This is a genomic window from Streptacidiphilus sp. EB129, assembly GCF_041262645.1.
Lineage (GTDB): Bacteria > Actinomycetota > Actinomycetes > Streptomycetales > Streptomycetaceae > Streptacidiphilus.
In genome coordinates this window covers 1-20,600 of the sequence record NZ_JBGCCS010000038.1, presented here as the reverse complement: position 1 = coordinate 20,600, position 20,600 = coordinate 1, and the positions used below count along the sequence as shown (strand labels likewise).

Annotated in this window: 18 protein-coding genes and 1 pseudogene; 4 read left to right on the top strand and 15 right to left on the bottom strand. The window is 72.7% G+C overall.

What is annotated here, in order from left to right:
• Positions 1 to 165: 165 nt before the first annotated feature.
• The 7 genes from ABH925_RS31645 to ABH925_RS31615 all read right to left on the bottom strand — a co-directional run bounded on the left by ABH925_RS31645 (position 166) and on the right by ABH925_RS31615 (position 8,279).
• Positions 166 to 1,299, bottom strand: a complete 1,134-nt coding sequence (locus tag ABH925_RS31645) for a phosphodiester glycosidase family protein (protein WP_370153575.1) — start codon at positions 1,297 to 1,299, stop codon at positions 166 to 168.
• A 73-nt stretch (positions 1,300 to 1,372) separates the two neighbouring features.
• On the bottom strand, positions 1,373 to 2,332 hold the full coding sequence (locus ABH925_RS31640) for a decaprenyl-phosphate phosphoribosyltransferase (RefSeq protein ID WP_370153573.1): 960 nt from the start codon (positions 2,330 to 2,332) through the stop codon (positions 1,373 to 1,375).
• A complete protein-coding gene (locus ABH925_RS31635) occupies positions 2,329 to 3,597 on the bottom strand; it encodes a phosphodiester glycosidase family protein (protein WP_370153571.1) in 1,269 nt (422 codons plus the stop codon). The genes ABH925_RS31640 and ABH925_RS31635 overlap by 4 nt, the downstream gene beginning before the upstream one ends.
• 362 nt (positions 3,598 to 3,959) lie before the next feature.
• Positions 3,960 to 5,681: a hypothetical protein gene (locus tag ABH925_RS31630; RefSeq protein ID WP_370153569.1), complete on the bottom strand. Its 1,722-nt coding sequence runs from the start codon at positions 5,679 to 5,681 to the stop codon at positions 3,960 to 3,962.
• 282 nt (positions 5,682 to 5,963) lie between these two features.
• Positions 5,964 to 7,295 (bottom strand): phenylacetate--CoA ligase PaaK, encoded by a 1,332-nt coding sequence (gene paaK, locus ABH925_RS31625; RefSeq protein WP_370153567.1) that lies wholly within the window; start codon positions 7,293 to 7,295, stop codon positions 5,964 to 5,966.
• Complete coding sequence (gene paaI / locus ABH925_RS31620; protein ID WP_370153565.1) at positions 7,292 to 7,702, bottom strand: hydroxyphenylacetyl-CoA thioesterase PaaI; 411 nt, start codon at positions 7,700 to 7,702, stop codon at positions 7,292 to 7,294. The genes paaK and paaI overlap by 4 nt, the downstream gene beginning before the upstream one ends.
• A 157-nt stretch (positions 7,703 to 7,859) precedes the next feature.
• The gene (locus tag ABH925_RS31615; RefSeq protein WP_370153563.1) at positions 7,860 to 8,279 is read right to left on the bottom strand and encodes a molybdopterin-binding protein; all 420 of its coding nucleotides are present in this window, start codon (positions 8,277 to 8,279) and stop codon (positions 7,860 to 7,862) included.
• A gap of 360 nt (positions 8,280 to 8,639) precedes the next feature.
• Between ABH925_RS31615 and ABH925_RS31610 the strand changes: the two genes are divergently transcribed.
• Entirely contained in the window at positions 8,640 to 8,987 is a 348-nt protein-coding gene (locus ABH925_RS31610; RefSeq protein ID WP_370153561.1) for a hypothetical protein, read from the top strand.
• Between the two features lie 106 nt (positions 8,988 to 9,093).
• On the opposite strand, the gene ABH925_RS31605 is transcribed toward ABH925_RS31610, so the two are convergent.
• Positions 9,094 to 9,897, bottom strand: coding sequence for a heavy metal-binding domain-containing protein (locus tag ABH925_RS31605; RefSeq protein ID WP_370153559.1), 804 nt, complete (start codon positions 9,895 to 9,897; stop codon positions 9,094 to 9,096).
• A 538-nt stretch (positions 9,898 to 10,435) separates the two neighbouring features.
• Between ABH925_RS31605 and ABH925_RS31600 the strand changes: the two genes are divergently transcribed.
• Positions 10,436 to 11,368 carry a DUF2690 domain-containing protein gene (locus tag ABH925_RS31600; protein WP_370153557.1) on the top strand — a complete coding sequence of 311 codons (933 nt, stop codon included), beginning with the start codon at positions 10,436 to 10,438 and terminating at the stop codon, positions 11,366 to 11,368.
• A gap of 9 nt (positions 11,369 to 11,377) precedes the next feature.
• On the opposite strand, the gene ABH925_RS31595 is transcribed toward ABH925_RS31600, so the two are convergent.
• The 3 genes from ABH925_RS31595 to ABH925_RS31585 are packed head-to-tail and all read right to left on the bottom strand — an operon-like array spanning position 11,378 to position 13,761.
• The gene (locus tag ABH925_RS31595; RefSeq protein ID WP_370153555.1) at positions 11,378 to 12,280 is read right to left on the bottom strand and encodes an SseB family protein; all 903 of its coding nucleotides are present in this window, start codon (positions 12,278 to 12,280) and stop codon (positions 11,378 to 11,380) included.
• A 46-nt stretch (positions 12,281 to 12,326) separates the two neighbouring features.
• A complete protein-coding gene (locus ABH925_RS31590) occupies positions 12,327 to 12,926 on the bottom strand; it encodes a cation transporter (protein WP_370153553.1) in 600 nt (199 codons plus the stop codon).
• 28 nt (positions 12,927 to 12,954) lie between these two features.
• On the bottom strand, positions 12,955 to 13,761 hold the full coding sequence (locus ABH925_RS31585; protein WP_370153551.1) for a ZIP family metal transporter: 807 nt from the start codon (positions 13,759 to 13,761) through the stop codon (positions 12,955 to 12,957).
• A 408-nt stretch (positions 13,762 to 14,169) separates the two neighbouring features.
• On the opposite strand from ABH925_RS31585, the gene ABH925_RS31580 reads away from it, so the two are divergent.
• Positions 14,170 to 16,044 carry an MFS transporter gene (locus ABH925_RS31580; protein WP_370153549.1) on the top strand — a complete coding sequence of 625 codons (1,875 nt, stop codon included), beginning with the start codon at positions 14,170 to 14,172 and terminating at the stop codon, positions 16,042 to 16,044.
• Positions 16,045 to 16,160: 116 nt separating this feature from the next.
• Entirely contained in the window at positions 16,161 to 17,228 is a 1,068-nt protein-coding gene (locus ABH925_RS31575; RefSeq protein WP_370153547.1) for a polyprenyl synthetase family protein, read from the top strand.
• A gap of 56 nt (positions 17,229 to 17,284) precedes the next feature.
• Here the strand turns inward: ABH925_RS31575 and ABH925_RS31570 are convergent, their stop codons facing one another.
• From ABH925_RS31570 to ABH925_RS31555, 4 genes and pseudogenes are all read right to left on the bottom strand, one after another.
• Positions 17,285 to 18,031 carry a hypothetical protein gene (locus tag ABH925_RS31570; RefSeq protein ID WP_370153545.1) on the bottom strand — a complete coding sequence of 249 codons (747 nt, stop codon included), beginning with the start codon at positions 18,029 to 18,031 and terminating at the stop codon, positions 17,285 to 17,287.
• Positions 18,024 to 18,770, bottom strand: coding sequence for a class I SAM-dependent methyltransferase (locus ABH925_RS31565; RefSeq protein ID WP_370153544.1), 747 nt, complete (start codon positions 18,768 to 18,770; stop codon positions 18,024 to 18,026). Before ABH925_RS31565 ends, ABH925_RS31570 begins: the two co-directional genes overlap by 8 nt.
• Positions 18,771 to 18,941: 171 nt before the next feature.
• A complete protein-coding gene (locus ABH925_RS31560) occupies positions 18,942 to 19,739 on the bottom strand; it encodes a putative hydro-lyase (RefSeq protein ID WP_370153542.1) in 798 nt (265 codons plus the stop codon).
• Positions 19,740 to 19,946: 207 nt separating this feature from the next.
• A pseudogene (locus tag ABH925_RS31555) lies at positions 19,947 to 20,600 on the bottom strand (hypothetical protein); the annotation flags it as partial.

The following is a 20,600-nucleotide window of genomic DNA, read 5'->3' as shown; positions in this document are numbered from 1 at the left end:
TTCACAACTCACGCGGCGGCAGGTGGCAGGTCGTCACCCGGATCGACGCCGCGTTCGCTCTTCGGACGCTAGGCCCGGGTGATCCGGACGGCGACCGCTCCAGGTCCGAATGGATGACATCGCAGCGTGACCCCGGCTCCGGGGGCGGACTCCCGGACCGGGTGTCTACCGCGCGTACACGGCGACGAAGTCCCGGCTCGACTGGTCGTAGTAACGGGTGGGCGCCCGAACGAAGTTGACCAGGTTGTGCGGCACCGGGTCGTGCGGCTGGGCGGTCGAGTCGTAGGAGATGAACGAGGGCCAGCTCAGGTTGATGTCGAGCATCATCGCCGTCACCGCGCCCGCGCGTTGCAGCGTGGTCGCCAGGCTCGACACCGACATCAGCCGGCCGCCCACGTAGAGGATGTCGCCGTTGCGGTCCACGCCCACCCCGGAGCGGGCGACGAAGGAGTTGCCGCCGTCGGTGAGGCCCCAGACGCCCACGCCCCCGTTGTAGACGTCACCGGTGAGCCTGCCGCCGCTGACCAGCGGCACCAGGCACTGCCGCACGCCGACCACGTCCGGGGCCATCCCCACGTCGCGGTTCCACACCCCGATGCTCAGTGAGCCGTCCCGGTGGAAGACCTCCGAGGCGGCGCCGTCGCGCAGTTGGCCCACCGTCCGGCCGTCCAGGTAGAAGCCGCCGTGCGAGTCGCCGTTGGAGACCTTGAAGCCGCCGTTGTAGGTGGCCACCAGACCGGTCCGCAGCCCCGGCGCGATGGTCGGCGGCACCGGCCAGTAGCCGCCCGGCTCGCTCGCGCCCGGGTGCAGCTCGAACCGCAGCGCGGTGCGCCGCATCCACACCACACCCACCGGGAAGTCGGCGTCGCCGAGCCCCTGGTCCGGTCGCATGATCGCCTTCTGCACCACCGGCTGGCCCTTGACGGTGACCAGCGGGGTGAACACGCCCTCGCCGCTCTGGGCGGGCGCGACCAGCGGCAGCACCGGTGCGTGCAGGGGCAGCACCGGAACCCGCGCCGGGACCGGCCGGGCCGGCAGGTGCCGGGGGGCGGCGGTCAGCAGCGCGCCCCGCCGGACGCAGTCGGCGCTGCCGTGCTTGCGCTGGCTTCCCATCAGGTCGGTGACCGGACCCAGCGCGTGGCACCGGCTCCAGCTCGCGAGCTTGACCACGGCGCCGTCCCGTCCCGGCGCGGACAGCGCCTCGTGGGCGCAGTAGCCGGTGAGGCCGAGGACGGCGGCGACGACCGGCACGGTCCAGCGCAGTACGCGACGCAGCCGCCCGGTCCCGCTCTTCTTCATCAACGCATGGTTCTCTCTCGTCGGCCGTCCGGCTCCGGGCACCGGCCTGCGCCGTGCCCGGAGCGGCGCGGGGCTACGGGTGGATGGCCAGTCCCACCACGAACAGCAGCAGCCAGGTCAGTTCCAGGCAGAGCATGGGCACGTCGCGGATCAGCAGGTCCTCGATGTGCCCGGTACCGCCGGCCGCGGTGAGCCGGTCGAACCGGACCAGCGCGGCGACCAGCGGCAGCAGGGTGGCCAGGTGCCACTGTGCGGTCCAGGTGTCCGGCTCGGTCGCCGCCCAGGCGCAGTACGCGGCGACCATGGTGGCCGCGGTCAGTCTCTGCGCGAGGCGCAGGCCGCGCGGGGTGTAGTGGGACAGCGAGGGACGGTGCGCCGCCGAGGCGCCGCCGAGCGAGGTGATCTCGGTGTAGCGCTTGGCGATCACCACCAGCAGCGCGCCCAGGCTGCAGACCAGGACGAACCAGCCGGACGGTGGTACCTGCGCCGCCGCGGCCCCGCCCAGCGCCCGGAGCACGAAGCCCGAGGCGACCAGCAGCAGCTCCACCACCGCCAGGTGCTTGAGCCTGCCGCAGTAGAGGAAGGACAGCACCAGGTACGCCGCGACCGCCCAGGACAGCCCGAGCCCCGGGCTGAACACCACCGCCGTGGCGGCCCCGGCCACACAGAGTGCGGCGACGGCCAGCGCGTGGTTCTCCCTCAGGTCCCCGCTGGCGATCGGACGCAGGCACTTGCGCGGATGCCGCCGGTCGCGTTCGGCGTCCAGCACGTCGTTGACGAAGTACACCGCGCAGGAGGCCAGGGTGAAGGCGATGAACGCCACGGTCACCCCGCCCAGCGCCCGGCTGCCGCGTCCCAGTGCGGATCCGGTCAGCGGCGCGGCGAAGACCAGCAGGTTCTTCGGCCACTGCCGTGGCCGGGCGGTGAGCACCACCGCAACCGGCAGCCGTACCCAGGAGGGGCGGTCCGGAGCCGCGATCAGCGGGGCGCTGATCGCCGTCGGTGCCGGCCGGGCCGGCTGCTGGATGCTCATTTGGCGTACACCGCCGTGAAGTCACGGCTGGTCGGCTCGTAGTAGCGGCCGGCCGGCCGCTCCTGGTCCGGGAGCAGCTTGACCGGGACCGGGTTCTTCGGGTCCGGCAGCGGCTTGTAGTACTGGTACGACATCCAGGCCGGGTTGATGTCCAGCTGCATCGCCTCGGTGCAGCCGGCCCGCTGCAGCAGGTCGGCCAGGGTGCGCACGGACAGCGCCGGGCCGTAGACGTAGACCAGCCGGTGATCTGCGGTGATGCCGACGCCGGAGCGCCAGACGAAGTACTTGCCGGCGATGGTGAGACCCCATCCGCTCTCGACGTTGGTGTCGACGCTGTCCGGCACCCGGCCGTGGTCGACGATGAGTTTGAGGTTCTGGCGGACCCCGACCACGTCGGACGTCATCCCGACCTCGCTGCCCCAGGCCCCGACGGTCGTGTGCCCGTCGCGGAAGAACACCAGCGAGGCGGCGTCCTGGGTGAGCGTGCCGTGGGTGACGCCGTTGAGGTAGAAACCGCCCCTGGCCTCGTTGTTTCCGACCTTGAAGCCGCCGTTGAAGGTGGCCAGCAGGCCCTCCCGGGAGCCGGGCGGGATGTACGGCGGTACGCCCCAGCTGCCCGCGCCGGGGTCCGACTCGCCGGGGTGCAGACCGAAGCGCACCAACCGCTGATCCATCGATACCGCCGCTGCTACGTAGGAGGTGTGTTCGTTGTCCGGGCGGACGAAGGCGCCCATCAGCGCGGGGGTCCCGCGCACGTCGGCGAGCACCTGCCAGTTGCCCTCGCCGGCCAGCGGGGTGCCGGCCGGGGTGATCAGGCGGGGCGGCGTGATCGGCGGCAGCGCGGGCGAAGCGGCCGCGACCGCGCCGGCCGAGGGCTTCAGCGCCATGTCCGGCTGTCCGCCGACCTTGGGCGGGTGCGCCTTGTACTCCGCGCTCTCCAGCAGGGTCACCACCGGACCGAGATGGTGGTCCCGCCCCCACTCGGCCACCCGCGCCGCCACGCTGTCGTTGCCGGGCGCGGTCAGCGCGCCGCCCAGCGACCAGGCCAGCCAGGCCAGACAGACCGCCAGCACTCCGAGGACCACCTTGACGCTGCGGTGCGCGAGCAGCCGGCGTATTCGGCCCGGCCGCCGCCCCGGCGCATCCGTGTCCGGCACGGCCTCGTCCGGCCTTTCGGCATCCAGCACGGCCGCGTCCGCCTTTTCGGCGTCCGGGGATTCGAGACGGTCATCCGCTTCGGGCTCGGGCGCTGATGGCGTTCGCATACAAACCTGCTTCCTGCGGAGCGGCCTGAAAACGGGCGCGGCACAGCAGCGGGCTCGGATACCGGTATCGAGCGCACTGGGTTATCGGAGAGCAGGCTTCCCGGAGAACTGGATTCTCCGAGGAAATGCCCTCGTACAGCGCCGCTCGACTCACGCTAAGCAGAGGGTGGCGGTCCCGCCCGTTCGACTAGGCGGTTCGGGGGACGGCGACGGTCTGCGGGAAGCAGCGGACGACAGGGGGCCCGCCGACGGGGCCCGGACGACGCAGAGGTGCCCTGCGGCAGCCGGGCTGCCGCAGGGCACCTCTGTCGTACGGGGTGGTGCTGGATGACGCCGGGGTGGCGCCGGGTCCTGCCGGAGGGTCAGTGCACGGCGCTGTTCAGCGTCTGCGCCCTGCCCCCGAAGAGCGTGCAGGGGTTGGTGGGGAGCACCTGCCGGAAGTCGTTGATCAGGAACCTCGGCTGGTTGCCGGCTCCCGGGTAGACGTTGGTCAGCAGGCTGCCGAACTCGGTCGTCGAGCTGCCGCCGAACGTGTTGTCGGTGCCCGGGATCTTGGCCCCGCCCTCCTGCCAGATGCACGCCCCGCCCACGTGGGTGGTGGTGAACATCGGGTAGAAGCCGGCCCCCGGCGGCGGGTTCACGCAGTTCGCGCCGGTGGTCCGGTTACAGGGGTTCGCCAGGGTGTCGTTGTCCTCGATCCGGGGCAGGTCGGTCTCGAACGCGACCCGCTGGAACTGGGTGGTCCCCTTGATCAGCGGGCTGGTGAAGAGGATCGGCTGCGGCTTGGTCGCCCGGTCCACGGACGGCGTACCGGTGCCGGGCCAGGTGTTCTGGTAGGGCACCCCGTCGTAGTCGTCGTCCGTCGGCGACTCGCCGACACAGCCGCCGATCTTCACCAGCGAGGAGTCGGTGGGGTTGAAGCAGAAGTTGTCGTCCGAGTCCAGCGGTTCGGTACCGGCCGACTGGGTGCAGTTGCCGGTGCTCGGGTCGGCCGCCGCGCAGTACTCGAAGTGGCCGGTCTCGTCGGAGTAGGCGGTGTTGTACGAGTGGGCGGCCCAGGGGACCCGGGTCTGCTCGCTGGAGGTCGAGTACATCGGGTGGTACGCCGACGGGATGGTGGTGCAGGTGGTCGCCGTCGGGTCGAACTTCACCTGGGCGAAGCCGTTCGGGACGGACGCCGTCATCGAGCCGTGCGAGCCCGCCGTCGCGTCGTTGATGTCGACCTTGAATCCGGCCTTGGTGTCGAACATGTGGACGCTCAGGACGTCGCCGGAACCCATGAACAGGTCCTTGGTCGGGTCCAGGTTGAAGCGGTTGTTGTTGCTCGGGTCGGCCGGGGACGTCGCCTGGCCGCTCTTGGTGATGAAGGCGAAGTTGACCGGTTCGAGGCCCACGGTGTTCTGGCAGGCCGTGTTGTTCGGCAGGCCCTGGTTGTAGTCCTCCGACAGGCTGTCGATGTTGAGGGCGGCGCACCACTTGGTCGGGTCGCAGCTGTTCCCGGCCGGCTGGGTGACCCAGCCCGGCGGGTAGAACTGCATCTCCATGAACGCCGAGCCCGGGTGCTTGCCGATGTAGTGCGGGGAGGCCGGGTCGGAGTCGTTGTAGATGTTGCTGTCCGAGTCCGCCTTGCAGGCGGCGTTTCCGCTGGCGGGGCCGGGCGCCGACTGGTCGTCGCACATGGCCATCCCGAACCAGAACGCCGGGTGCAGCTGGAAGTTCCAGGTGGTCCCGGAACCGTCCTGCTTCGGCTGGGCCGGCGGGTCCTTGGGCAGCCGCACGAGGTAGGTGTTGTCGTTCCCCGCCCCGGGCTTGTTGCTGTAGTAGAGGAGTGACGGTTCGTCATGCCCCACGTAGTGGCCCTCACCGAAGATCTGCTCGCCGTCGGCGACCTCGGTGCACCAGTTGGAACTCTTGGAGCAGTCGCCCCGGTTGACCTGCGTGGTGGTACCGGCGGCGGATGATGTGGCGCCGGTGCGGTTGGCAGTCGTGCTGCCGGTCGAGGCGGCCGCCAGCGGCGTGGCAGCGAACGTCGCAAGCGCCGCCAGGACGACGACCAGCCTGCTGTTGATCTTACGTAAACCCACGAGCCCCTCCGATCCGTTTGCGGCGCGCGGTCCGCGCGCCGACGCGGCGACTCTGCCGCGAGACGGTGCTGTGGAACGAGCACGCCATCGGGCCCCCACCCGGAGTGGTGGCAGGGGCCTGACGGACTATGCGCATGAGAACGTACGCAACACGGGGGCCGGAGTCGATAGCGGGAGCAGGAATCCTTCACACAGATCTCACAACACCGGCCCCGGGGGCGACAGTCGGCGCCGCCGGCAGGCCGGAGCGGCGTGCCTCCGCCGGGTGCCGCGGCGTCCGGACTACGGGCGGAGGTCGCGCAGCCGGCGGATCTTGCCGACCGACCGCTCCAGCGTCTCCGGATCCACGATCCGCACCTCGACGCTGACGCCGATGCCGTCTTTGACCCCCTGGGCGATCAACCCGACCGCCGCGTCCCGCAGTTCGGCACCGGCGTCGGGCCGCGCCTCGGCCCGTACGGTCATCCGGTCCATCCGGCCCTGCCGGGTCAGCTCGATCTGGAAGTGCGGTGCCACCCCGGGCGTACGCAGCACGATCTCCTCGATCTGGCTCGGGAAGATGTTGACGCCCCGCAGGATGATCATGTCGTCGCAGCGGCCGGTGACCTTCTCCATCCGCCGGAACGCGGGGCGCGCGGTACCGGGCAGCAGCCGGGTGAGGTCGCGGGTACGGTAACGGATCACCGGCAGCGCCTCCTTGGTGAGCGAGGTGAAGACCAGTTCGCCGCGCTCCCCCTCGGGCAGGACCACGTCGGTGAGCGGGTCGACCACCTCGGGGTAGAAGTGGTCCTCCCAGATGTGCAGGCCGTCCTTGGTCTCCACGCACTCCTGCGCCACACCCGGGCCGATCACCTCGGAGAGCCCGTAGATGTCGACCGCGTCGATACCCAGCCGGTCCTCGATCTCCCGGCGCATCTCCTCGGTCCACGGCTCGGCCCCGAAGATCCCCACCTTGAGCGAGGTGCTGCGCGGGTCGATCCCCTGACGCTCGAACTCGTCCAGCAGGGTGAGCATGTAGGAGGGGGTGACCATGATGATCTCGGGCCGGAAGTCCTGGATGATCTGCACCTGACGGGCTGTCATCCCGCCGGACGCGGGGATCACCGTGCAGCCCGCCCGCTCGGCGCCGTAGTGCGCGCCCAGCCCCCCGGTGAACAGCCCGTAGCCGTAGGAGACATGGACCTTGTGCCCGGGACGGCCGCCGGCCGCGCGGATCGACCGGGCCACCACGTCGGCCCACATCGACAGGTCGTTCTCGGTGTAACCGACCACGGTGGGACGGCCGGTGGTGCCGCTGGAGGCGTGGATCCGCCGCACCTGGTCCATCGGCACGGCGAACATCCCGAACGGGTAGCTGTCGCGCAGGTCGGCCTTGGTGGTGAACGGGAAGCGGGCCAGGTCGGCCAGGCTGCGGCAGTCCGCGGGGGTGACCCCGGCGGCGTCGAAGGAGCGCCGGTAGTGCTCGACGTCGGCGTACGCGTGCCGCAGGGTGGCCCGCAGCCGCGTCAGCTGCAGCTCCGCGAGCTCGGCCGCGGTCATCCGCTCGGCGTCGTCGCGGAGGTCGGCCGGATCGGCGACCGGCGCATCCGCCGGTACCCGGGCGCTGCTGCTCATGCTCTCTCCTCCAGGCCGCGGACGCTGCGGCTGCGGCCCCGGAACTCCGCGACCACCGTGTCGCCGCGCGCGATGCGTACGTCGTAGATGCCGCTGCGCCCGAAGCGGGTCCGCTCCTCGGCGGTGGCCAGCAGCAGGTCGCCCTCGCGGACCGGGGCGATGAAGGTGATCTCCGCCCCCGCCGCGACGGTCACCGGCCCGTGGCTGTTGCAGGCACAGGCGAAGGCGGTGTCGGCGAACAGGAAGATGTACCCGCCGTGCGCGATGCCGTGGCCGTTCACCATGGCCGGGGTCACCAGCATGCTCAGCCGGGCGCTTCCGTCGCCGACCGCCAGCAGCTCGATGCCCAGACTGCGGGACGCCTCGTCGGCAGCGAACATCGCTTCCGCAGATGTCATGTCACCCATGGTATGTCTTCACCCGACCGAACATTCGGTTAGCAGCTGGCAGGGCCAAGAAATCAGCATCCGCGGCGCGTGTCAAGGGTGTGCGCGGGTGACCCGGTCGACCGTGCGGTCGCACCGCGCGCGCTCGACCCGGTCACCGGACGGCGAGGCCCTACGGTCAGGCAACGGCCAGGGACACCTCGGTGGACTTGATCAGCGCGACCACCGGAGTCCCGGCCGCCAGGCCGAGGTCCGCGACCGCGTCCTTGGTGATCGCCGCAGTGAGCTCACCACCGCTGATGGAGACCTTGACCGTGGCCATCGCGCCCCCGGTGGCGACGTCGGCGACCGTGCCCGCGATCTGGTTGCGGATGCTCAGTCCGGAGACGGGGCCGGTGGCCAGGGAGACCTCGGTGGACTTCACCATGGCCCGCACCGCGGTGCCCTCGGCGATGCCCAGCTCCTTGACGGCCTCCAGCGTGATCGCCGCGGTGATGTCCTGGCCGCCGTCCAGGCGGGTCCTGACCGTGGCCATGACCTCCCCGGGAGTGACCGCGGTGACGATTCCGGGAATCTGGTTGCGAATGCTCAGGCTCATGGGGTCCAACCTCACGTGGCGCGGAATTCAGGATTCTCCTGACCGGGTGTCACCACGCTAGCCACTTCCCGGATCGTCCGCCGATGACACATCGCAGCTGCCCGGCACATCATGCCTTTTCACTCGCAAAGCAGAGCGTGAATACTCCGGGGCACGGAACGAATGCGCCGCACCGCCGCGAGAATGCGGATGCGGATAGCGAAAACCCCCGATCCGGCGGCGCACCGGGGCCCCGGCCGACCGCCGGCGCCGAGTTCCCGGACGGACGCCCGCGGACCGGGCCCGGCCCCACCGGCACCGCGACGCGGCACCCGGCGGTAGGGTCCAGCAATCGCACAGCACCTATCCACGGGGGATCGAATGAGCGAGGACGGAGCCGCCGGACAGCGGCTGGAATTCAGTGAGGTCCAGATCGGGATCGGGCTCAGGCCGCTGGCCCAGCACGGGTTCGTGGTGCTGGACGCCGGCACGCTGACCCTGCTGGGAACCCAGCGTCAGGAGATCGCGAGCGCTCCGATCGCCGAGGTCACCGCCAGGCGCGTCCGGATGACCATGGGACGGACCCTGTCGATGACCGTCGCCGGGACCAAGTACAACGTCTCACCGAACTGGGGCACGCACCTGGGCAGTGGCACCTCCCCGCTGCTCACCCGCGACGTCAAGTCCGCGGCCGACCTCCTGCTCTCGCTGGTCGAGCAGGCCCACTGAGCCCCGGACCCGGCACCGGACCCGCTGAGGCACCGGACCGGCTGAGGCCGCAGGCCCACTGGCCACGACGCCCGGGGGCCGGGGGCCGGAGCCGGACCGCTGCCGCTCAGAGGTTGAGCGGCAGCGTCATGCTGGGCTGGACCGGAGTGGTGTCCGGACGGATCCGGCTGACGGCGGTGCCGAGCGCCAGGAACTCGATGGCGTGCTCGCCCCAGAACCGGAAGTCGTCGACGGTGCTGCCCACGATGCCGTCCGCGCCGATCTGCTGGCCCTCGTACTGCATCCGCGACATGGCCAACTCGCGGGCGTCGTACAGCGCCTGGGTGAAGACGGGCAGCTCCGCGTTCATGCCGACCTGGGACAGGGTCTGCCGCAGGCTCTGGTGCGCCACGTGGTAGACGCAGGTCCCCAGCACCAGCCGGCGCGGCAGCCAGCCGTGCTGCCACAGGGTCCAGAAGTCCTGTCCGGACAGCGAGGTGGTGAACGGCTTGCCGTCCGGGCTGCGGTAGTTGCCGCCGTCGGTCGCCCGTACCGCCGTGCCGACCGCGACGAACTCGATGACGTCGCCGAAGAACTGGTAGTTCATCGGCCGCAGCACGACGCCCACCACCCCGTCCGCGCCGAGCTGCGCCGCCTCGGCCTCCATCCGGGACATCGCCAGCTCCCGCGCGGTGTACATGGCCTGGCTCAGCACGCCGAGCTCCTGGCTCACCTTCCACCCGACCGTCTGAATGCCCACGTGGTACACGCTGCTGCCCATCACCATGCCGACCGGCTCGAATCCGGCCTGGGTGACCAGCACGAACTCGTTCACCGACAGGTCGGAGGTGAAGCAGGGCCTGCCCTTGCGCGAGTTCTCCAGCCGGCCCATGGCGGTGGCGGGCAGCGGTGCGTATCCGGGTGTCGTCATGCCGTGATCCTAGGGGGCGGCGATCTCGGGGAACGCGGTCACCCGGTCCTGAAGTCGCCCCTGTTCGGCTGGTTCCCTACACCCGGACAATCGGTGCAATGGGCACCGAGTCAGCCAACGGCGAACATGACCCGATCCGGGCATGCCCCGAGCCCGACAGGCGTTCGATCACTGGGGTACACAGAGCTTCGGTACGGCGGACCGCTCCGGTCCGGCGTACCGACGGTACGGGGGGGGACGTTCATGGTAATCCGGACTGCATCACCAGGGCCCTCAACTAGGCTTCGGCCAGCCCCGGTTATTCGACTATCACCGAAGGCCATGAGACACTGTCGCCCGTCTCACAGCTGTGACCAGGCATTTGAGACGCACCAGTGGGACATGTGCGAGGCCCATCCCGGGACGGCACGCCCTGCGGCATGACGCCGTCCACCGACCGCGTGGACCGTGCGGAGCCCAGCGGCCGACCGCCTCACCCGGGGTGCCACCCTGCCCGCGACGATCGTTCCGAATGACATCTGACAACGAGGTTCGCCCGATGAATTCCGCCTGGAAACCGCTGCCTGAGAACCTCTCGGGCGCCGCACGGCGTCTGACCGAGCAGCTGCGCGCGGTCAAGGACGCCCACGGACTGAGCCTGGCCGACCTGGCGAGCCGTACGCACTTCAGCAAGGCCTCCTGGGAGCGCTGGCTCAACGGCAAGCGGCTGATCACCGAACAGGCGCTGGCGGGTCTGGTCTCCACCGTGGACTGCGACGCCGTGCTGCTCAACGCGCTGCTGGCACAGGCGCAGGCCGAGCAGAACGAGCAGTCCGAGGCCCGACCGGCCGACGCCCGGCAGAACGGGACGGCGGAGCCCGCGGCTCCGCCGGAGCCGGAGTCCCGATCGGGGATCTCCCTCGTCGACGCGGGCTCGCCGGACCACGTCCCCGCCCCGCGCGCGCTCCCGCGCGTGCCCCGCCCGGCCCTGTGGGGGTCGGCCGCCGCCGTGCTGGCGCTGGCGCTCTGCGGCGTCTGGCTGGTCGTCAGCGGCCATCCGGCCGGCTCGGCCGCCCGTACGGCGTCCGGGCCGACGACCGTCGCCACGCCCACCCCGTTCTGCCAGGGCATCGGCTGCGCGGGGAAGGACCCCCAGTCCACCGGCTGCGGCTCGGACGTCACCACGCTGACGACCTCCAACGTCGGCAAGGTCATCATCTACGTCCACTACAGCGCCCGCTGCAAGGCGGCGTGGGCCGCGATCACCACCGGCGCGAAGGGTGACACCGCCACCATCACCAGCAGCACCGGCGACACCGAGACCGCGCTGATCCACTGGGGCTACGACAACTACTCGGCCATGGTGGACGCCAGCAACCCGTCGACGACCTTCCGGGTCTGCGGGGTCCAGCCGGCCGGTCACGGCTGCACGGATGTGGTGACCGTCCCCGCGAAGGCGGCGACCGCCCCTCCCCCGGCGGCGCACAGCTGAGGTTCCGCGTCAGCGCTCACCGCGCCGGGTCCAGGGCCACCAGCCCCGGGCCCGGCGCGGGGGACGCGGCGCGGCCGGGTCGGACGGCGCGGTACGGCGGAAGATCTCCACTCCGCCGCCGTCGGCCAGGATGGTCCTCCAGCCCTGGTCGGCGGTGAGGAACAGCAGGGACCGCGCGTCCGCGCAGCGGTAGCCGGAGCCGTCGACGATGGTGCGCATGGCGCGGCGGTGCCCCGGATCCAGCGGCGCGGCGTGGAACTCGACCGCGACGGCGGTCTCCGTGGGCGCGTCCCCCTGCCTCATCACGAAGAGCCACGCCACCTCCGCGCTGGCCTCCGCCTGGAGCACCTCGGTGACCGCGGCCATCACCTCGGCCGACGGCATCGTCTCCGGCAGGCCGATCTGCACCTCGGCGTCCTCGGCGGCCACCTCGCTGCCGTCGGTGAGCGGCAGCCGCCCCTGGGCCAGCGACCGGATCTCCCGGCTGGTGACATAGCCCCAGGTCGGCGAGCCGGGGTTGATCACGATCTTCGCGGTGCCGTGGGCGGCGGCCATCTGCACGATGTCCCGGGCCGGCAGCGTCACCACCCCGCCCCGGCTGGGACGCCAGGCCAGGACGGCCTCGGCGTTGCTGAAGACCGGGAGTACCTCGCCGTCCTCGTCGGTGACGGTCAGCAGCGCGATGGACTCCCCCGGGTGCAGCACCCGCTCGACCGGCAGCTCCTCCGGCTCGTCGGGGATCGCCACCACCACCATGGCGTCCAGGAACAGCTGGTAGAGCAGCGCCCGGGACTGCGGGGAGTCATGGCGGGAGACCCCGAGCATGGCCTCCTCCAGTGCCGAGTTGCGCAGCACCTCCCCGTCCCGGTCGCGGGGCAGGGCACCGGGAGGAGGACTCTGGTACTCGTCCATGAAGCCATCGTCCCAGCCCTCGCGCCGAGTGGCACGAGGAGCGTCGTCAGCCGTGCCCGGCGGCGATTCCGCGGGCCTCGCGGACGGCGTAGCCGACCAGCACGTAGCCGGCGAGCGGGTCGGCCCACCACCAGCCCAGGGCGGTGTTCAGGGTCAGTCCGAGCAGGACGGCGGCGGCCAGGACGCCGTCGACCAGGGTCACCCGGCCCTCGGTCATCAGCACCGGGTTGTCCAGCGCGGCGCCGGTGCGGAGCTTGCCGTAGGCGAGGAGTCCCATCACGACGGCGGTGGCCGCGGTCCATCCGATGCCCAGCGGGGAGTGCCCCGCGTGGTGCCCGGAGGCGAGCACCAGCGAGGACTGCACCGCGAGGTAGAGCGCGAGCAGCGCGAACGCCGCGCCGATCAGCCGCAGGGCGCGGTGGCGGCGCGCCTCCCCGGTACCGGACAGTTCCCAGATCACCACGGCCGAGGCGCCGATCTCGATCAGCGAGTCCAGCCCGAATCCGGCCAGCGCCACCGACCGTGCCCGCAGCGCGGCCACCGTGAGGACGCCGATCCCGACCACGTTCCAGCCCAGGGTGACGTACTCCAGCGCCAGGCCTCGGCGCGACAGCGCGGCCCTGGGAACCTCATGCACCATGCCCATGATCCGATTCTCCCAGGCCGCCCCGGGCTCAGGCCCCGGCGGCGGTGACGATGGCGTCGGTGGCGAAGCCCATGAACAGGCCGAGCAGGATCATCCAGCTGGTCAGTTCCTTGAGGTTGGCGCGGCGGGCGACCGCGAGCAGCTCGATGACGACGTAGAGGATGGATCCGGCCGCGAGGCCCAGGAACGCGATGGACAGGTAGTCGTTGACGACGTGCTGTCCGACCAGGGTGCCGGCGAAGGTGGGGCCGCCGCCGATCAGGCCGAGCAGGCCGAGGGAGGCCCAGCTGGGCCGCTCCCCCTCGGCGGCCATCGGGGCGACGATGCCGAAGCCCTCGGTGGCGTTGTGCAGGCCGAAACCGACGATCAGCAGGATCGCCAGCGAGATCTGGCCCTTGGCCGCGGAGTTGCCGATGGCCAGGCCCTCGGCGAAGTTGTGCAGCCCGATGCCGACCGCGATCATCATCGCCAGCGACGCGGCACGCGAACGGCCCGTCGTGCCGCCCTCGGCGGCCAGGGCCGCCGCCTCGGCGTTGCGGCGGCCGATCCAGCGGTCGTAGTAGACCAGGCTCATCAGGCCCGTCGACACCCCCACCGCCAGCACCAGTCCGCCGCTGAGCGCGGTGCCCCAGTGGTGGGCGCCGAGGGCGCTGTCGGTGGGCTCCCAGGCGGCCTTGAGCACGTCCCAGATCAGGAAGATCAGGATGCCGATCGCCACCGCGTTGAGCGCCGCGCGCAGCCGGGGCGCCGGACGGCTCAGCCGGCCTATGGGCAGGCCGAGGTAGATGGTGAGACCGGCGATCGCGCCGAGGAGGACGATCTGCGATGAGGACACGGGTGCTCCTGGCAGGACGAATGGGAGGTGCCAAGCGCAGACCATAGAGCAGGCAAGGCTTACCTAACAACCTCCCGCTGTGCCGAGCCCGGCGCCCAACCGCCCGCAACCGGCGGCAGCTGGCGACACAACCCCCTCCCGGGCGATGAGTTCCTACCCGAACCGACCGTGCCGGGATGCACCCGAGGCCGGAATCGAGCAGGATCGACCCGTGGCTCCGGCCGTCGCCGGCCCGGGAATTCCCCATCGCCGACCCGGCAGTCGCCCACCACCTCCCGCGTACCACAACCGTCGTCGCCGGCGCCGTCCCTCTCCAGGGTGACCGGGAGGCCGACTTCCCGTCCGTGGAGGGATGCCGGGCCGGCACTCGTGCCCATAGGTTCGTGCAGTGACCATGCGGGCCGCTCGATGACGGGAGACGAAGGCGCGGTGAGCATCCTGACGTCGTTGCACACGCGGAGGACCCCACCGGGATCCTTCTCGCGCGCGACGGCGACGCGGGAGCGGGGCCGCCTGCGCCGGACCCGTCCGGTGTGGGCCGCCGCACTGACCGCCCTGGTGCTGCAGCTGCTGTGGGCGCGGTACCTGGCCGGAGTCGGCGGGGACCTCGCCGCGCAGTGGGCGTGGGCGGACTTCTCCGCGCGACACCCCGACTCCGCCTACGACCTCGCCTGGTACGGCGGCATCCACCCCGCGTCCTACAGCGTCGTCGCGCCCTGGCTGATGGCGGTGCTCGGCGTGCGCGCGGTCGCGGTCGCCGCGGGGACCGGCGGCGCCGCGCTGCTCGGACTACTGGTGGTACGGGCGCGGCTGCACCGGCCGCTACCGGTGGCGCTGTGGGGGGCTTTCGCGCTCACCTGCAACCTGGCCGCCGGGCGGGTCACCTTCGCCCTGGGGCTGGCCTTCGGCCTGGCGGCGGTGGTGCCGGCACTCGCGCCCCCGGCGGCCGCGGCGCCCCGCGGCGCGCCGGTCGGCGCAGCACGCGCAGCCACCGCACCCACCTCCGGACCGGCCGGCGCCGGTACGGCCGCGGTCGGGACCTCAGGGGTCGGCGCGTCAGCGGTAGGGGCCTCAGCGGTCGGGGCTTCAGCGGTCGGGGCCTCAGCGGCCGGCGCGTCAGCGGTCGGGGCGTCGGGGATGGTGCCGGGGCGGGCCATCGGCTGGGGGCGGGTCGCCGCGGTGGCCGGGTGCGCGCTGCTGGCGACCCTGAGCAGCCCGGTGGCCGGGCTCTTCGTCGACGTGGTGGCCGCCGCCCTGCTGCTCACCCGACGGCCCGGGGCCGGCTGGGCGCTGGGACTGCCGCCGCTGCTGGCGGTGGGCGGCACCACCCTGCTGTTCCCGTACCAGGGGGTGGACCCGATCACGATGCCCACGATGCTGGTCAGCGCCGGGTGCGCGGCGCTGGTGGGCGTGCTCAGCCCCGTTCACTGGCGCACGGTCAGGGCCGGCGCCCTGGTGTACGGCGCCGGCGCGGTGCTGACCTGGCTCGTCAGCACGCCGATAGGCAGCAATGTGCAGCGGCTGGCGCTGCTGTTCGGCAGCGTGGTGCTGCTGGCCGTGCTCTGCGCCCGGCCGTTCCCCGGCTTCCACCGCCGGTCCACGGCGCTGCTCGGCGCGTTCGCCGCTGCCGCCTACTGGCTGGTCGCGGCGGACATCGTCGGCATACCCGCGCCCTCCCCGCCCCGGCTGGCCGTCCCGCTGCTCGCCGAACTGCGGCAGCTGGACGCCGGAGCCGGCCGGGTCGAGGCCGTCCCGATGCTCAACCACTGGGAGTCCTGGGGACTGGTGCCCGCGGTGGAGCTGGCCCGGGGCTGGAACCGCCAGTTGGACGTGCAGCGCAACCCGCTGTTCTACGGGGGCGAGCTGACCTCCACCGCGTACCACGACTGGCTGCGGCGCTGGGCGGTCGGCTACGTGGCCGTTCCGGCCGCCCCGTTGGACAGTGCCGCGACCGCCGAGGCGGCCGTGATCCGCACCGGCCCGTCCTGGCTGCACGAGGTCTGGCACGACCCGGACTGGACGCTGTACCGGGTCGCCGACGCCGTCCCGCTCGCCGCCGCACCTGCCACGGTCCAACGGGCCGACGACAGCCAGGTGGTGATCGGCGTCCCGGTCGCGGGGAGGGTACCGGTGCGCATCGCCTGGTCGCCCTGGCTCTCGGCACACGGCCCGGCCGGCGCCTGCCTGACCCGGGACGGTGACTGGACGGTGCTGCACGCGCCCGCGCCGGGGACCTACCGGATCGACGCCCGCTACAGCTGGTCCCCCGGCACGCCCTGCTGACCGTCCGGCGTCTGAGGCAGGGTCAGGCCCGGTGCTGCAGCGTAATCGGGGACGGCTGGGGCAGCATGGTCGGGGCGGTGCCGGCGACCGGCACTCCGGAGGCCGGGAGTGTGTTGGTGACCAGTACCGTTCCGCAGATCCTGCAGCGCGCGGCGATCGCAGACCGGGTCGAGCGGCAGCTGTCGGCCTTCCTCGCGGCGCGGCTGCCGCCGCCCGGCGCGCACGCGCCCGAACGGGTGATACTGCAGCCCACCGTCGACCTGCTGCTGCGCGGCGGCAAGCGGCTGCGGCCCGCGCTGTGCTTCTGGGGCTGGCGCGGGGCCGGCGGCGCGGACTGCGAGGAGGTGGTCGCCGCCGCCACCGCGCTGGAACTGCTGCAGGGCTGTGCGCTGATCCATGACGATGTGATGGACGCCTCCGACCTGCGTCGCGGCGGCCCCTCGGTGCACCGCGCCCTGGCCGGGACGCATGCCGAGCGGCGCTGGAACGGCCCGGCGGAGCGGTTCGGGGTCGGCGGCGCGGTGGCGGCCGGGGATCTGTGCCTGGTCTGGGCGGACCAGATACTGCGTCAGAGCGGCCTGCCCGCAGAGAGCCTGGCCAGGGCGGGCGCGGTCTACGACGCCCTGCGCGAGGAGACCGTGCTCGGCCAGTGGCTGGACCTGGTCACCCGCGCCGAGGGCGCGCTGCGGGTGGAGGACGCGGTCGCCGTGGCTCGCTCCAAGACGGCCGCCAACACCACCGCCGGACCACTGCGGCTCGGCGGCGCACTGGCCGGGGCCTCCCCGGAACTGCAGGACGCCTACCGCGAGTTCGGAGTGCCGCTGGGGATCGCCTTCCAGCTGCGGGACGACATCGTCGGCGCCTTCGGCGACCCCGCCGTCACCGGCAAGCCCTCCGGCGACGACCTGCGCGACGGGAGCTGCACCCTGCTGCTGGCCGAGGCCCGCCGCCGCAGCTCCCCGAGCGGACGGCAGGCCATCGACGCCCTGCTGCGCGAGCCCTCCGACCGCACGGTGCCGGAGCTGCGCTCGGCCATCGAGCAGACCGGAGCCCGCACCCATGTCGAGGAGCTGATCGCGGAGTTGGGCACGCAGGCGCTGGAGGTCCTGGACACCGCCCCGCTGGCGGACGACGGCGTCCGGGAGATCCTGCGCGACTTCGCCGTGGCCGTCACCGCCGCCTGACGGCCGGGCGGGGTCCTCTCGACTGACGGCCGGGACCGGGGCCCCGGCGCGTCCGGTCAGCGCGGGGCGCGGGCCAGCAGGGCGGCGAGGGCGAGCAGCGGGACGGCCCTGGACAGCGCGCGCAGGGTGCGCTCCAGCGGGGCCAGCAGGGTGTCCCGGTCAAGGACCTGCCGGCTGCCGTCGTCGAAGGTCAGCGCCCCCTCGATGCGCGCGGTGCGGCGCCGCAGGGTGCGGGCCGGGGTGCTCAGGCAGCGCTGGGCGTAGGAGAGCGCCGTCGCCGCGAGGACGGCCGCTGCGGCGCTTCCCGACGTCGCCGCCGTCAGCGGCGGGGCCTGCGCCACGAAACCGACCGCGACCGGGAAGCCACCCCACGCCGCCGCGAAGGAGAGGTCGGTGTGCAGCCTGCCGCCGAACAGCTCCAGGTTGTAGCCGAGGACCAGTACCACGCCGAGGACCATGAACGGGATCAGCACCAGGCCGCTGTGCGGAAGCACCGCGATGCCCAGCCCCAGCGCAGCGGCCAGTCCCAGTCCGGCGGCGGCGGTGAGCGTCCGGTCCGGAATCGCGGTGCGCAGCGGGCGGTCGTTCAGCTCGTCCAGGGCATGCGCGGCGACGCCGACCGCAAGGAAGAACGCCAGTGCGGTGGCACCGAGCACCCACCCGTCCACCCGTGGTGCCAGGCAGGCACCCAGCACCGGGTAGGAGAGGTGCCACAGGGTGTAGGGCGGATGGAGCAGGGTCCACCAGTCGGCCCGCCGTCCGCCCACGCGGGCGTAGAAGGCGGGCGGTGGTGCCTCAGTCATCGGCCCTGCGTCCCCACATCACCAGCCCGGCGCCCAGGCTCATCGGACGGACCGTCACATCGACGATGCCGGCCGCCCGCCAGGCGTCCACCGTCCAGCCGACCGGGTAGCGGCGGTAGTGCCCGGAGATGGACGGACCGAGGAACCGGCCGACGGCGGCCCACTCCCGGCCCCCGGTGACCAGGCCGCCGAGCGGCAGCAGCGTGCGGGTGTAGCCGTACCAGCCGAGGCGCCAGAGGGGGTTCTCCGGAACCAGGAACTCCAGGTTGGCGATCATCCCGCCCGGCCGGACCACCCGGGCGAGTTCGCGCAGCGTCGCGGCCGGGTCCGCGACATAGCGGAGCAGGTAGGTGAAGGTCAGCGCGTCGAAGGTGGCGTCCGGGAACGGCAGTTGCTCGGCACGGGCCAGCGCCAGCCGGATCCGCTGCGTGCGACCGCTCCGGGCCACCCGCTCCTGACCCCGCCTCAGCATCTGCTCCGTCAGATCCACCCCGGTGACGGTGGCGCCGCAGCGGTCGGCCAGCTGCAGCGCGACCCCGGCCGTCCCGGTCGCCACGTCCAGCACCCGGCCCGGCCCGGCATCCCCGGACAGCAGTGCATCGACCATCGCCCGTCGCCAGCGCCGGTTCTGACCGAACGACAGAACTTCGGCGAGCAGGTCGTAACGGGCCGGCAGCCCGTCGAACAGCGCCCTGGCACTCGCATTGGGATCGCCGCGCCGCGCCCCCGGCTCCGCCATGGTGCCCTCCCTCGCAGTCGGGATGTTCCTTCCACTATGCGCGCTGCGGCACTCCTCCGGACCACGACGCGAGCGCCCGGCCCGCGCGGCACTCGGATGAGCCGTTCGGCCGCCGCGCTCCGGCGCCACGCCGCGGCGCCGCGCTCGGGCTCAGGCTCAGCCAGACGTGGCTCAGGCGATGCGGTAGTCGAGGTCCCTGGCGTCGGTGACGAACATCCGTCCCGGCACGTGGGTGACGGCGTACGGCGGGGCCGCCCGGGTCAGCGCGGCCTGGGTGGTGACGCCGCAGGCCCAGAACACCGGCACGTCGCCCGGGTGGAACTCCACCGGGTCCCCGAAGTCGGGGCGGGACAGGTCCCGGATGCCCAGCGCCTCCGGCGCGCCGACGTGCACCGGGGCCCCGTGCACGGCCGGCATCAGCCCGGTGATCTGCACGGCGGTGGCGACCAGCCCCGCCGGAACAGGACGCATCGACACGACCAGCGGCCCCGACAGTCGACCGGCAGGGGCACACTCCCGGTCGGTCACGAACATCGGGACGGTGGCACCCTGCTCGACGTGCCGCAACGGCACACCGGCCTGCCGCAGCAGGGTCTCGAAGCTGCAGCCGATCAGGAAGGCCACCAGATCCTCGCGCCAGGCCTGGACGGCGTCGGCCACCTCGTCGACCACCTCGCCGTTCCGCCAGACCCGGTAGCCGGGCAGATCGGTGCGCAGGTCCGCGTCCGGCGCGAGCCGGGAGCGCCAGGAGCCGGGCTCGGTCACCTCCAGCACCGGGCACGGCCGGGGGTTGCGCTGGGCGAAGAGCAGCAGGTCGTACGCGAGGTCGCGGGGCACCGCGATCAGGTTGGCCTGGGTGTGACCGGGTGCCACGCCCGAGGTGGGCGCCGCCGCCCCGGCCCGGAAGGCGGCCCTGGCCTCGGCCGGCGTGCAGTCGCTGAGGTCGGCGGCCGTCGGCGGCGGACTCATGGCACGGCTCCTGATGTCGACGGACGGGAGCGAACGATCACCGTGCGGCGGCGCGGGGTGCGGCGCTGCCGCATTCCACTGTACGGGCGGGTGCGCGCTCAGCCCGTGAGAACGCCGGCCGTGGGGGGGGGGGGGGGGGGGGGCCCCCCCCCCCCCGCCCCGGGGGGGGGGGCCGGGGGGGGGGCCCCCCGGGCCCACGACGGTCCGTCACCCGCGGGCGACGGCGAGGGCGGCGCCGAGCGCCTCCTTGATGCGCGGACCGAGCCGACTGAACCCGAGCTCCTTCATCGCGGCACGGAGCAGCTCGTCGTCACTGCGGGCGACACCGTCGCTGTCGACCCACCGCACCATCGCCACCAGCTCGTCAGCCGAGTAGGCGGTAACCGCCCGCCCCTCCACGACCTCCGGCCGCACCGGCCGCCCTGCCCCGGCGGGAACCTCCACCGCAACCTCCGGCGCGGCCTCCGCAGCAACCTCGGCCCCAGCCTCGGCAGGCACGTCCGCCTCGACCGACGCCTCCGCCTCAGCCAGCACCTCCGCCTCGAGCTCAGCCGGAACCGCCTCAGCCAGCACCTCGGCTTCGGCCTCGGGCACGACCTCAGCGAGCACCTCAGGCAACGCCTCCAGAGCCCCCGCCGCCTCGACAGACACCTCGGGCGGCTCCTCAACGGACGCCTCGGGCCCAACCTCGGCGAACTCCTCGACCGCCGCCACCGGCTCGACCTCGACCGAGACCGCCTCGGGCAGCTCCTCCGCGGAGGCCTCAGGCCCAACCTCGGCGAACTCCTCGACCGCCGCCACCGGCTCGACCTCGACCGAGACCGCCTCGGGCAGCTCCTCCGCGGAGGCCTCAGGCCCAAC